Source organism: Lacinutrix algicola, from assembly GCF_001418085.1.
GTDB classification, from domain to species: domain Bacteria; phylum Bacteroidota; class Bacteroidia; order Flavobacteriales; family Flavobacteriaceae; genus Lacinutrix; species Lacinutrix algicola.
The window spans coordinates 59798-72717 of sequence record NZ_LIQH01000035.1 but is presented as its reverse complement, the minus strand read 5'-3'; the positions used below and the strand labels follow the sequence as shown (position 1 = coordinate 72717).

The following is a 12920-nucleotide window of genomic DNA, read 5'->3' as shown; positions in this document are numbered from 1 at the left end:
TTTTTTATGTTCTATATTTATTAAAAAAGCTTAATTTATTCTAATAGATTTTATAATAGACTCCAGTTCAAAAACATAATTACGTTTAGATACAGATGGTGCGTAAGCAAAACCTTCGGCAACTACATATCTATTATTAACTTTATCTTCTATTAAATACATAATAAAAGGCCCTGACATAAATTGGTTTTTAACATCCCAAAGTCCTTTAACTTCTATAGTTGGTTTGTTATCTATTATTGTCTCGTAAACATGTGGAGCATATGCCATTTCTGTTGCCATATAACTACCATCAACTGGTCCTGAGATATACTTTTTACCAATAGAATCTCTAATTTTAATAATTTGACTTACTAAACTATCATCCTTTTTAATTGCATTTAAAGGCAACTCATAAAACAAGACATTTGTATAACCTGTTTGGATATCGCGCTTAATCCAATGAAACTTATCTTCTGGCTTTGCTACAGTATTAGTTACTCTATAGTAAGATGGAAATTTAACTTTTAAACCTAAAGACTCTTGAATATCTTTAGTACCAGATAAAGATTTAGACATTTGCATTTGCTTATATCTTATTTCTTCAGCTTTTAAAGCTTCAACAATATTATCTGCATTATTAGTTATTTGCGCTTTAATTTCGGCAATATCTTTTCCAGAAACTGTTACAATTTTTTGAGGTCTTGCATGTACATCTCTCTCTATTTTAAAACTAGCCTCTCCTTGCTCAACTTTTAAAATACTTCTACTTTGTTTTGCAAAACCTGTAAAAACTTGAGTAGGAATCTGGTTTAAAGAAAATATTGGCTCTGGTTGTGGTAATCCATCTATAGACTGAGCCATAACGCTTCTTATGGTTTCTCCTACTGTGTTTTTCCAAAGCTCATTGTCTACAACAATTGCTATTTTATTAACTGGACCTGCCGAATCTGGTAGTATTTTTATACCTGCTGAACTACCATCGTTACCGCAAGAAAATGTAGTAGCTACAATTACTACTAATAGAATAAGTTTACGCATAATTTGTTTTTTTTAGTTTTACTAGCTCTTAGACATTCTTAAAGTCATGCCTGGTTTTAACCTAGTACCACTAATATCGTTCCAATCTTTAATATCCTGAACAGAAACACCTGAAAATTTTTGAGAAATGCTCCATAAGGAATCTCCACTTTTAACTTTATACGTCGTTCCCTTAAAGTTTACGGTACTTTTAGGCTTACTAGCTGCTTTTGTTACAGCTGAAGGATTTCGTGGGTATACAGTTAACCTTTGCCCAATTTTTAAGTTATTACTTCGTAAACCGTTCCATTGTTTTAATTGACTAACACGTACTCCAAATTTTCTAGCAATTTTCCCTAAATAATCGCCTTGCCTTACTTTATATCTAGTTTTAGTATCTGCATTTTGAAGCTGTGGTAATGGTTTTTCGCGTTTATCAAATTCCGCTTTAGCGAAAGCATACATTTCCTTTTCATTATTAACAAATTTACCAACCACGTCTCTAGGTAACCTTAAGGTATAGTTTTTTCCTTTTATGTATGGAATAACATCTAGTTTATAAGATGGGTTTAAAAATTGAAGCTTTTCCATTTCTACACCTGTAAATTCTGAAACCTGATCTAAAGTAATCATTTGTTTTACATGAATAGTATCTGTTTCAACATAATTAAACTGCGGTTTGTGTTGAATAAATCCATGCTCATTTGCATACTCGAAAATATACATTGTTGCTAGAAAAGCTGGAACATAACCAGCTGTTTCACGTGGAAGATTTGGTCTAATATTCCAATAATTTGTATAACCACCAGATCTTCTTATTGCCTTACTTACATTACCAGGTCCCGAGTTATAAGCTGCTAAAGCTAAATCCCAATCACCAAAAATTTGATATAATCTGGCTAAATATGTTGCTGCCGATTTTGTTGATTTTATAGGGTCGCTACGTTCGTCTACATAACTACTTACGTCTAGTCCGTATTGTTTACCTGTAGCAAACATAAATTGCCATAAACCTGTTGCTCCTACTCGTGATTTTGCTCTTGGTTTTAAAGCAGATTCTACAATTGAGAGGTATTTCATCTCTAGAGGAATATCATAATTATCAAGTTCGCGCTCGAACATTGGGAAATAATACTTACTTAATCCCATTAAACGTTCCATAGATTGGTGTCTAGTTTTTAACCAACGTTTAATTAAATTTTCTAATTGCGGATTGTACTCTACATTAAATGGAGTTCTTGCATTTAAACGCTCTAATCTTGCCTTTAGAGTGTCTGTAGATAGTTCCGGATAGTAAACAGCTTTGTATTTTAAATCTGTTACATCTCGATAGATGGTATCGAAAAGTGAAGTGCTATACAGCTCTTCCATCCATTTTTTATCTATTTCAGATGCTAATTCATGGTCTTCTAACTCTTTGGTTAGGTCTATTTGCTTTAATGGCTCGATAGATTTTTTATAGAAGGCTTTTCCGTCTACTATTGTATCTATTACATAGTTTTCGCCTGCAACTAATTCGGATTCAGACAGTTTTGTTGTTTTTACTGTTAAAGAATCTTGTGCATGCAATTGCAATCCGAAGACAACAAAAAATAATACAACTATATGTTTTGAAACTAATGTCATTTAAAAAGGATTGTGTTTAAATTGATATAACGCAATAATAACAGAAATAATATAATGCTATTTTATTCTAAAATAGCTGCGATTCCTGGAAGTGTTTTACCTTCTAAACTTTCTAACATTGCTCCGCCGCCTGTACTTACATAACTTACTTTCTTCTCGAAACCAAATTGCTTAACTGCTGCTACAGAGTCTCCACCACCAACTAAAGAAAAAGCTCCTTTTTTGGTTGCTTCGGCAATAGAATTTCCTAGTGCTATTGTTCCATTAGCGAAGTTTTCCATTTCGAAAACACCTAAAGGCCCATTCCAAAGAATTGTTTTACTATGCATTACAACCTCATGAAATTGCTTTCTAGATTCTGGGCCAGCGTCTAATCCCATCCAACCTTCTGGAATTGCTTTTATATCACAAACTTGAGTATTAGCATCGTTACTAAAAGCGTCTGCTATTACAGAATCCACAGGTAGGTGTATGTTAACATTTTTAGCTTCGGCTTGCTTTAAAATATCTAAAGCCATTTCTAATTTATCGTCTTCTACAAGCGAATTTCCAATAGTTCCACCTAAAGCTTTTACAAATGTAAATGCCATTCCTCCTCCAATAATAACATCGTCTACCTTGTCTAAAATATTTTCTATAACTGTTATTTTAGAGGAGACTTTTGCTCCTCCTAAAATAGCTAAAACAGGTCTATCGTCAGACTTTAAAACCTTGTCAATACTTTTAATTTCTTGCTCTAATAAAAGGCCAAAGCATTTGTTTTCAGGAAAAAACTGTGCTATAACCGTTGTAGAAGCGTGTGCTCTATGCGCGGTACCAAAAGCATCATTCACATAAATATCTCCAAGCCTAGAAAGTTTTTCGGCAAAGTCTTGATCTCCTTTTGTTTCTTCTTCGTGAAAGCGTAGATTTTCTAATATTAATATCTCTCCAGGCTTTAAATTGGCAGCGGCTTCTTCAGCTTCAGCTCCAACACAATCTGATACAAATTTAGTTTCTACACCAATTATATCTTCGACCTTACTTGCAATATGCTTTAAAGAAAACTCTTCCTGAACTCCTTTTGGACGACCTAAATGAGACATTAAAATACAACTTCCACCATCTTCTAAAATTTTAATAATTGTAGGTTTAGCCGAAGAAATTCTTGTAGCATCTGTTACTTTAAAAGTAGCATCTAATGGTACATTAAAATCTACTCTAATTAATGCTTTTTTGTTTTTAAAATTGAAATCGTTTAAGGTCTTCATACTTTAGTTTTTATGCTTTTAATCTAAGTTTATTTTTAATATCCAAGCATCTCTAAAACGATATTCTTGAATTAATTCTTGTTGTTTAGTAAAGGCTTCTTTGGCGCTCTCTGTTTGCATTACAGCTACATATTGCCAATTATTTTTGGGATTGGTAATTGTAATTGGTGTGTAACCTTTTTTAATAAGGTAACCTTCCCATTTTCGTGCTCGAGTGCCTGCTGAAAATACATTTGTAACAACATAATATCCATTACTAACATCCTTAAGTTGTTTTGATCGTTTTGCTACCAAGGTTTTAAAAGCTATAGAATTAAAACCTAACTTTCCTGGTGGTTTCCACACGTATTTTCTTTTACTTTTCTCTGCTTCGGCTTGAGTTGTTCTAATAACTTCTGGCTCTATTGTAGATACTTTACTTACTGGTTCTTTTTCTTCAATTACATCTTCAAAGAAATCTTGACTAATTTCGGTTTGAAATGCTGCAAAATACATATAAAAACGATCTGAACGCGTCTTTAATCGCAGCGTTGTAGAACTCATATTATTATCTATAATCGAGTTGTTATAATTAGGTATTTCTAACTCTGCAATATCAAAACCTAATGTATTTCTACTACTAGGCATACGGTCTGTGTTTAATAAACTGTTATTTGTAATACTACTGTTAAAGAAGTTTTGCTGATTTCTAACACCATTACTAAGCGATTGGTAAGTACCATCTTTTTTAATAATTGCACATTCATCTTGTGATAGAGTTATATCTCCTTCTAATGCTGAAACTACTAAAGACGTTTTTACATCGCCTTGATCTACAGATTTAAAATTTTTAAAAGTAATATCTACTGGTAAATTATTTACAAGTGCAAAACCATTGTAAGATGCAATATACTTTGGGTTATCTGTAGGAGACTGGTAAACAACATATAACATCCATCCTGCGGCACTACCGCCAGATATATAACCTCGAGATGCTTTTACATTGGCAACAGTGTAATCTCCGTTTTGCTCATCAGCATTTCTTAATATTTCTGTTACATCTGCAAAACAAACGTATGGTGAATTTATAGCATGTGTAGGATTTTTAGAGCCATCATAAAGCACTTTACCGCCAATTGTTTGGTATTCGCCATTTGGTGTTTTAAAATTTATAGTATCTATAGCTCTATTTTGTCTAAAATCTCCTCTATACTCGTAGCTATCTTTAGATTTTCTTCTTTTTCCTTCTTCTAGACTGTAAGTTGCTGTCCAATATAAAGCAGCATAACTTACTTTTTTTAAATTATCAGGAAGTTTTAATTTAGCAGCACTTGAGCTAAAGGTAGATTTATCATTATCAATGTCGATGTATTTCATTTTTACATCATCATTACTAACATTCATATCATCGAAATCATTAGTTTTATGTTCTCCTAAAATACTATTTCCAATAGCTTTAGAATCACCATAAATATAAAATTCGTTTACCGATTTAAAGTCCACACCATCGTAATCCAAATGTTCTTTAATTGCCTGTTTTTCTTGCGAATAGACATTATTAAATCCAATACAGGAAATACATAACAGTAATAAAAATCTCATTAATATTGGTTTATTTTTTTTAAAAATAGCGATAACACTTTTAATCTGTAAATATATACAAATACAACGACACCTTTTTGGGATATGGCTTATAAAAGTGACGTTTAATACAATACTTTACAAAAATAAATAATTTCCTTAAGCTTAAATTTAAACTATAATTGGTATAAACTATATTTGCTGTATGCTTTTTAATGAAATTATTGGTCAGACTCATATTAAAAAACACCTTACAACAAGTGTGGATAATGGTCGTGTACCTCATGCTCAACTCTTTATTGGCCCAGAAGGTTCTGGAACTTTACCAATGGCTATTGCCTATGCGCAATATATTTTATGCTCTAATACAGAAGGAGAAAATAGTAACGGTAATGCTGCCTGCAACTTAAAATTTAATAATTTTTCGCATCCAGATTTACATTTTGCTTTTCCTGTTACAACAAACGACAAAATAAAAAGACACCCAGTTTCTAGTCATTTTTTAACCGAATGGAGAGATCTATTAACGAAGCAACCTTATGGAAACTTGTTTGATTGGTACAAACAATTGGGAGTCGATAACAAGCAAGGCCAAATAGGTGTAGATGAAGCTCAAGATATTATTAAATCTCTTGCGCTAAAATCTTACGAAGGCGGATATAAAGTGATGTTAATTTGGATGGCAGATAAAATGAATACTGCTGCAGCCAATAAACTTTTAAAACTTATTGAAGAGCCACCAAATAAGACTGTTTTTATTTTAATTGCTGAAGAAGAAGAACAAATAATTAATACTATTAGATCTCGATGTCAACTTTTACACTTCCCTCCTTTAGCTGAAATTGATATAAAAAATGCGCTTATTAAGAATTATAATTTAAATGAAGCTGTAGCTACTAAATTAGCACATCAAGCTAATGGAAATTATAATAAAGCTTGTGATTTAGTTTATAACGATACCGAAGATACCCAGTTTGAAGATTGGTTTATTTTCTGGATTCGTGCTGCATTTAAAGCAAAAGGAAACAAAGCTGCCATTCACGATCTAATAAAATGGAGTGAAGACATTGCCAAAACCGGTCGTGAAACACAAAAGCATTTTCTTAATTTTTGTTTAGATTTTTTCCGTCAAGCATTGTTATTAAACTACAATGCTGAAGCATTAGTTTATATGGAAATTAAGAATGAAAAGTTTAAACTTGAAAACTTTGCTCCATTTGTACATAATAACAATATTTTAGATATTTCAAACGAACTACAAGATGCTATTTATCATATTGAACGTAATGGAAATTCTAAAATAATTCTTACGGATTTATCTATAAAACTAACTAGGTTACTTCACAAAAAATCTGAATAAAAAAACCACAAATAATTGATTTACAAATACTTGTTTTGCAATAAATCAAAAAAATCAGTGACATTAAGTAGGTTATAATCTTTTTATAACCTTCTTTTCAATATTAATGTTTAAGATCCAAACTTGCTCTAAAAACTCACTTTTAATAAATGCTTTTCTAAGCATAAATACATCGTAAAAATTTATAGAATTATATAAATAAACGTAATACTTACCTTGAGAAACATCTTTAAATAATTTAGAATTAACGCCTTGATCTTGCAGTTCTTTTTGGTATGCTATTGCGTAATCTAAATCGTATAACAAACCTGCAATTATATAGTATCCTTTTTCAACTCCGTCTATTAATGCAGGTTCTTGATTAAGAATACGCTTAAACTTTTGCGTTTCGTAAACGTAATCTTCTTTGGTAAGTAGTTTTTCGTAATTCTCCCTATTCATTACCAAAGAATTAATTGAGAATACTGCCTCTTTAAGCAAAACTTCTGGTTGGTAAACATTAGTGGTTTCTACAGTTACAATCTCCTCAGTCTTATTTTTTTGCAACCAAATAGGCAATGGTTTTTTCTTTTTTTCAAGAACAGGAACGTAATTTTCTACTTTAGAAAGTTCTTCTTTTGGCGTATAAACATCTTGTTTAACATTTGTAGGCTTATCTACACTTTTACTTTCTTTAACTACTACGCTTTTTACTGGTATTAGTTTTTCTTTTTTTTGCTTATTATTCTGTACTAATTTCTTTAATTCCTTCTTCTCTTTTTTAGTTTTTTCTACCTCTATAACAGTCTTTTGAGTAATCTTTTCTTCAATAATTTTTGGAACTGAAATACTATTTTTCTCTTCGTAAAAGGTCTTACTTATTTCGGTTTGAAATGCAGTAAAAAACATATAAAATCTATCGGATTCTGTATTAAAAGCCATTTCAATTTCTGTAGTAGTATTGTCTATAATAGCATTCGATCCATTTGGTACATCCATAGATACAATATCAAAACCTAAGGTATTTTCACTCTTAGGGTATCTATGGTTAAAAACCTTGTCACTATATGTTATTTTACTATTAAAAAAGTTATTGCTTGGTCTAGATTTAGTGCTTAAAAGAGTAACTTTTTCAGCTATTGGATTAACCAAAAAACAATTATCTTCTGTAAGCGCAGAATCTCCTTCTAAAGCAGCAAAAATTAGTGAAGTATTTATGTCTCCTTTATCAAAAGCTTTAAAATTGTTGAATTTAAGCTTTAAAGGCGCATTACTTACATGCGCAAAACCATTAAAAGTAGTAATGTATTTTGGTTTTACTGTAGGTGTTTCATAAACAACATATAACAACCAACCAGCTGCACTTCCACCAGAAACATAACCTTTAGTAGCATTAACATTTGCAACAGTATAATCTCCGTTTATAGAGTCTGCATTTTTTAGCAATCTAGTTACATCTGCAAAGCAAACATATGGAGAGTTTAATGCAAAATCCGTGTCTTGGTCTCCGTCGAAAATTACAGTTCCTTTAATTTTTTTATACTCGCCATCAGGTAGTTTTAGCTTTATATTATCTATCTCGTCTCTTTTTGTTATTCGTTTTCCTTGAAACAAAAATTGCCCATTAGACTCTTGCCTATAGCCTTGTTCGTAACTATAAGTAGCAGTCCAATACAAAGCAGCATAGACAATTTTTTTATGATTTTTGGGTAGCTTTAAGCTCGCAGAACTGGAGCTAAAAGTAGAGGGATCATTATCAATATCAACAAAAACCATATCAATATCATCATTGGTTAGTGATATATCGTTAAATGGCTCTTTTACGTCTTTACTTAATATGTTGTTTCCTATAACAGCAGCATCTCCATAGATATAAAATTCGTTTTGAACTTTAAAAGGAACTGCTTCTTGACTATATAAAAGGCCACAAAAAGTAAAGACAATGAAACTGATTGGTAGACAGTTTTTCATCATCTTAAATAAAATAATTAATAGCGTTAAATTATTAGGCTAAATATAGTTAATTATTTAAAAGCATTGAAATCTAAGAGTTTAATGCATAAAAAAAGCGCTAAATGGTAATTTAGCGCTTTAAGAATAGAGGGTTAAACTCTAATTATTTTTTATAATTAGCATCAATTTCTTTGATAATAACATCTGAAAGATCTAAAGTCTCATCACCATATAAAATATTAGCTGTAGACTCGTTAGCACCGATAATAAATTTATAACCGTTTGTTTTACCGAAATCTTTAACTGTTACTTTCATTTTAGAAATAACAGAATCAATGTCTGCTTGATAAGCGGTTTGCAATTGCTGCTGCTCTGCTTGCATCATTTGCTGAAACTGTTGCGCTTTTGCTTGAAAAGCCTGACCTGCTTCTTGTTGTTTACTTTGAGACATTCTAGCCATTTTAGACTGTAATGCTAAATATTCAGACTGGTAACTTTTTCCAAGACTATCAGCACGCTTTTTAAACGATTCGTTTAAAACATCATATTTAGATTCTACGTCTTTTTTCTCTTGGATATCGTTAATCACTTTTGCATTATCAATAAAACCAATTTTTTGATCTTGACAAGATGCGAATGTTACTAAAACAATAACAGCTAATAATATTTTCTTCATTTTATAATAATTTTATGTTTTGAGCAAAAATAGAAAAGAGAACTAATTTATTTGTAAAAAATCTCACTAAAAGATTATTATAGAAGTTTACTATCATAACATTTATTTTTAATAGTTTTTTCTTATTGAAAACAGACTCAAATAAGACGTTTTAAGCCCTTTTTAGAAAATCTTAACCTTATCTCACGAAACAGACTAAAACAAAAGCAACAAGATGCTTAGTATTTAGTTTTTACTGTTTTTAATGACATAAATAAGCGAAGAATACTCTCCTGATCGTTTTGCTTTTATGTTTGAGCGTAATCCCACAAAAAAAGCACGTACTAGACTCATTGCTTTTCTTTTGTATTTTTCTGAAAGTAAACTAACATAGAAAGCATCAAAAACCATAGGAACTGTTTTTTCCACTTTCATGTTTTCATCATTAAATAAATTTGAAATAGATTCTTTAGAGAAATGCCATAAATGTCTAGGTACATCGAAAGCGGCCCAAAAGTTTTTATAATATAAAGCGTCGTAACTTTTAAAGTTTGGAACAGCAATAACTAAAGTGCCATTTGGTTTTAATAGTCTTTTAAAAGTTGACATTTGCGATTGTAAATCTGGCAAATGTTCTAAAACATGCCATAGTGTAATAACATCAAAACTTTCATTTTCTAAAGATTCTAGCTTTTCAGTATTAAAAACAGAATCATTACAACTTTTATTAGCTATACTCCTAGCCTTTTCATTTGGTTCTATCCCGTAAACTTTCCAAGCATTATTTTTTGCTATTTTTAAAAACGCTCCTGTACCGCAACCAATATCTAGCAGTTTTTTTTCTTCAGAATTGAACGAATTAATAAGCTTCAGTTTTCTTTTTAAAGAAATATTACGAATAGTATGATATGCTTTTTCAAACAAATTACGCTTACTATCTGTGTGCGAAATGTAATCCTCGCTTTCATAATAACTAGCAAGATTATCTAAAGATGGTTGAGGCGTTGTTTCTAAATAACCATATTTAGCATTTGGAATTAATTGAAATTCTTCTCCAGAAACTGAATAATCTTTAACCGATAAATATATTTGATGATTGTTTTTCACAGGTAATTTAATTATTAATCTACTTTATTTAACACAAGATCTTTTAACCAAACTGTTTTAGAAGAATAAATTTGAATACTTTTATTCTTTACAATTTTTAATTTTGTGGCTTTTAAATTTAAAAGGTCCTTGTTTTTAGTATTGTTTTTTTCTTTCGGAATAAGTGTAATTTCTTGACCATTAATAACACAACTACCATTCACTATTTCATTATCCACACAACACAATTGGTCTTGGTGAAAATGAAATTTAAAGGTAAAATCTCTAGCTATTTTTAATTCGTATTTGACATATATTCCATCTTCAAATTTTTCTTAATTAATATAATTACCGTAAACAATTTGAGCTTGACTATTAGCTAAAAAGGCAAAGAACAAAACGAAAACAAAATACGATTCCTTCAAAATAAAACTATTTAATTTTAATGTTCCACGTGAAACATTACAGAAAATGGTCAACAAACTATCTACCCATATAAACTAAAAGCACAGAAATATCTGCAGGAGACACACCACTAACTCTTGATGCTTGAGAGATTGTAACAGGCTGTATTTTGTTTAGTTTTTCTCTTGCTTCTAAGCTCATTGATTGCAACTTTGAGTAATCGAAGTTAGCAGGAATCTTTATATTCTCTAAACGAGAAAGCTTATCCGCATTATTCTTTTCTTTATCTATATAGCCAGCGTATTTAACCTGAATCTCTGTCTGTTCTATAATCTCTCTGTCTAGATTATGTTCTTTAATATAGTTGTCTACAGACTCAATTTTACGCATATCTTCTATAGTAATATTTGGTCTAGCAAATATTTTATGCATCTTCCCTTGTTGTTTTACAGCAGCAGAATCTTTAGCTTCCAACACCGGATTAGCCTCTTCTTTTGTTACACTAGTATCTTTAAAAAACTGAACAAATTTTTCTGAAGCATCAAGCTTCTCTTCCATTCGTCTCAATCTTTTTTCACTAGCTAAACCTAAATCATATCCTCTTGGCGTCAATCTAAAATCAGCATTATCTTGCCTTAATAGTGTTCTATACTCTGCACGTGAAGTAAACATTCGATAAGGCTCTTCTGTTCCTTTTGTAATTAAATCATCTACCAGAACTCCAATATATGCTTCGTTACGTTGTAGTATAAATGGATCTTTTTCTTTCACTTTAAGCGCAGCATTTATACCTGCCATTAAACCTTGAGATGCTGCTTCTTCGTATCCTGTAGTTCCATTAATTTGACCAGCAAAATACAAACCTTCTACCAACTTAGTTTCTAGTGTATGCTTTAATTGTGTTGGTGGAAAATAATCGTACTCAATGGCGTAACCGGGTCTAAAAAACTTTACGTTTTCGAAACCAACTATAGAACGCATAGCCTTAAATTGAACATCTTCCGGTAACGAAGTAGAGAAACCATTAACATACATTTCAACCGTATTCCAACCTTCTGGCTCAACAAATAATTGATGACTATTCTTGTCTGAAAACCTATTTATTTTATCTTCTATACTTGGACAATATCTTGGTCCAAGACTTTTAATTCTACCATTAAACATTGGAGAACGATCGAAACCTTCTCGAAGTAAATCGTGAACCAACTCACTTGTGTGAGCCATATAACAAGAACGCTGATACTCTAATGGTTTTGTAATATCTAAATAAGAGAACTTTTCTGGAACTGCATCACCAGGTTGTTCTGCCATTTTAGAAAAATCTAAAGACCTTCCATCTACTCTTGGAGGCGTTCCTGTTTTCATTCTACCAGATTCGAAACCTAAATTAACTAGCTGTTCTGTAATTCCAGTTGCAGCTCTTTCACCTGCTCTACCTCCACCAAAATTTTTATCTCCAATATGAATTAATCCATTTAAAAAAGTACCATTAGTAAGCACTACAGATTTAGCTCTTACCTCAATTCCTAAAGATGTTTTTACACCTGCAATTTTTCCGTTTTCTACAATTAGGCCAGAAACCATTTCTTGATAAAAATCCAGATTCTTTGTCTTCTCTAAAAGCAATCTCCAATCTTCTGCAAAACGCATACGGTCACTTTGAACTCTTGGACTCCACATTGCAGGTCCTTTAGATTTGTTAAGCATCTTAAATTGAATAGCAGAAGTATCACTTACAATTCCACTGTATCCACCAAGCGCATCAATCTCTCTAACAATTTGTCCTTTTGCAATTCCTCCCATAGCAGGATTACAAGACATTTGTGCAATGTTTTGTAGGTTCATGGTAATAAGCAAAGTTTTGCTTCCCATGTTTGCTGCCGATGCTGCCGCCTCACTTCCTGCGTGACCACCTCCAACAACAATAACGTCGTAAATTTCGTTAAACATAATTTTTTAATTGTTCCACGTGAAACATTCGAAAATATCAAATGATTTCAAATTGGATTTTATACTAAATGATTTAAATCTACACACAATGTTCCAC

General features: G+C 31.4%; 10 protein-coding genes. 1 reads left to right on the top strand and 9 read right to left on the bottom strand.

Going from position 1 to position 12920, the window contains the following annotated elements; all coding sequences use genetic code 11:
- Positions 1 to 30 precede the first annotated feature (30 nt).
- The 4 genes from ASC41_RS08435 to ASC41_RS08420 all read right to left on the bottom strand — a co-directional run bounded on the left by ASC41_RS08435 (position 31) and on the right by ASC41_RS08420 (position 5456).
- Positions 31 to 1020, bottom strand: coding sequence for a DUF4837 family protein (locus ASC41_RS08435; protein ID WP_055436203.1), 990 nt, complete (start codon positions 1018 to 1020; stop codon positions 31 to 33).
- 21 nt (positions 1021 to 1041) lie between these two features.
- On the bottom strand, positions 1042 to 2625 hold the full coding sequence (locus tag ASC41_RS08430) for a LysM peptidoglycan-binding domain-containing protein (RefSeq protein ID WP_055436202.1): 1584 nt from the start codon (positions 2623 to 2625) through the stop codon (positions 1042 to 1044).
- 62 nt (positions 2626 to 2687) lie between these two features.
- Positions 2688 to 3875, bottom strand: a complete 1188-nt coding sequence (locus ASC41_RS08425; protein ID WP_055436201.1) for a phosphoglycerate kinase — start codon at positions 3873 to 3875, stop codon at positions 2688 to 2690.
- Between the two features lie 18 nt (positions 3876 to 3893).
- The gene (locus ASC41_RS08420; protein WP_055436200.1) at positions 3894 to 5456 is read right to left on the bottom strand and encodes a hypothetical protein; all 1563 of its coding nucleotides are present in this window, start codon (positions 5454 to 5456) and stop codon (positions 3894 to 3896) included.
- A 184-nt stretch (positions 5457 to 5640) separates the two neighbouring features.
- Between ASC41_RS08420 and ASC41_RS08415 the strand changes: the two genes are divergently transcribed.
- Positions 5641 to 6795 (top strand): DNA polymerase III subunit, encoded by a 1155-nt coding sequence (locus tag ASC41_RS08415; RefSeq protein WP_055436199.1) that lies wholly within the window; start codon positions 5641 to 5643, stop codon positions 6793 to 6795.
- Positions 6796 to 6867: 72 nt separating this feature from the next.
- On the opposite strand, the gene ASC41_RS08410 is transcribed toward ASC41_RS08415, so the two are convergent.
- From ASC41_RS08410 to mnmG, 5 genes are all read right to left on the bottom strand, one after another.
- Entirely contained in the window at positions 6868 to 8745 is a 1878-nt protein-coding gene (locus ASC41_RS08410) for a hypothetical protein (protein WP_152971443.1), read from the bottom strand.
- Between the two features lie 145 nt (positions 8746 to 8890).
- Positions 8891 to 9403, bottom strand: coding sequence for an OmpH/Skp family outer membrane protein (locus tag ASC41_RS08405; RefSeq protein ID WP_055436197.1), 513 nt, complete (start codon positions 9401 to 9403; stop codon positions 8891 to 8893).
- Positions 9404 to 9628: 225 nt separating this feature from the next.
- Complete coding sequence (locus ASC41_RS08400; protein ID WP_055436196.1) at positions 9629 to 10489, bottom strand: class I SAM-dependent methyltransferase; 861 nt, start codon at positions 10487 to 10489, stop codon at positions 9629 to 9631.
- 14 nt (positions 10490 to 10503) lie between these two features.
- Positions 10504 to 10707 carry a hypothetical protein gene (locus ASC41_RS08395; RefSeq protein ID WP_055436195.1) on the bottom strand — a complete coding sequence of 68 codons (204 nt, stop codon included), beginning with the start codon at positions 10705 to 10707 and terminating at the stop codon, positions 10504 to 10506.
- A gap of 244 nt (positions 10708 to 10951) precedes the next feature.
- Positions 10952 to 12823, bottom strand: coding sequence for a tRNA uridine-5-carboxymethylaminomethyl(34) synthesis enzyme MnmG (mnmG, locus tag ASC41_RS08390; protein ID WP_055436194.1), 1872 nt, complete (start codon positions 12821 to 12823; stop codon positions 10952 to 10954).
- Positions 12824 to 12920: the final 97 nt, after the last annotated feature.

What these genes read in the sequence shown, in the direction of transcription:
- ASC41_RS08405 (WP_055436197.1), bottom strand. Translation starts at nt 9,403, where the DNA reads ATGAAGAAAATATTATTAGCTGTTATTGTTTTAGTAACATTCGCATCT.
- ASC41_RS08420 (WP_055436200.1), bottom strand. Translation starts at nt 5,456, where the DNA reads ATGAGATTTTTATTACTGTTATGTATTTCCTGTATTGGATTTAATAAT.
- ASC41_RS08435 (WP_055436203.1), bottom strand. Translation starts at nt 1,020, where the DNA reads ATGCGTAAACTTATTCTATTAGTAGTAATTGTAGCTACTACATTTTCT.
- ASC41_RS08415 (WP_055436199.1), top strand. Translation starts at nt 5,641, where the DNA reads ATGCTTTTTAATGAAATTATTGGTCAGACTCATATTAAAAAACACCTT.
- ASC41_RS08430 (WP_055436202.1), bottom strand. Translation starts at nt 2,625, where the DNA reads ATGACATTAGTTTCAAAACATATAGTTGTATTATTTTTTGTTGTCTTC.
- mnmG (WP_055436194.1), bottom strand. Translation starts at nt 12,823, where the DNA reads ATGTTTAACGAAATTTACGACGTTATTGTTGTTGGAGGTGGTCACGCA.
- ASC41_RS08425 (WP_055436201.1), bottom strand. Translation starts at nt 3,875, where the DNA reads ATGAAGACCTTAAACGATTTCAATTTTAAAAACAAAAAAGCATTAATT.
- ASC41_RS08410 (WP_152971443.1), bottom strand. Translation starts at nt 8,745, where the DNA reads ATGAAAAACTGTCTACCAATCAGTTTCATTGTCTTTACTTTTTGTGGC.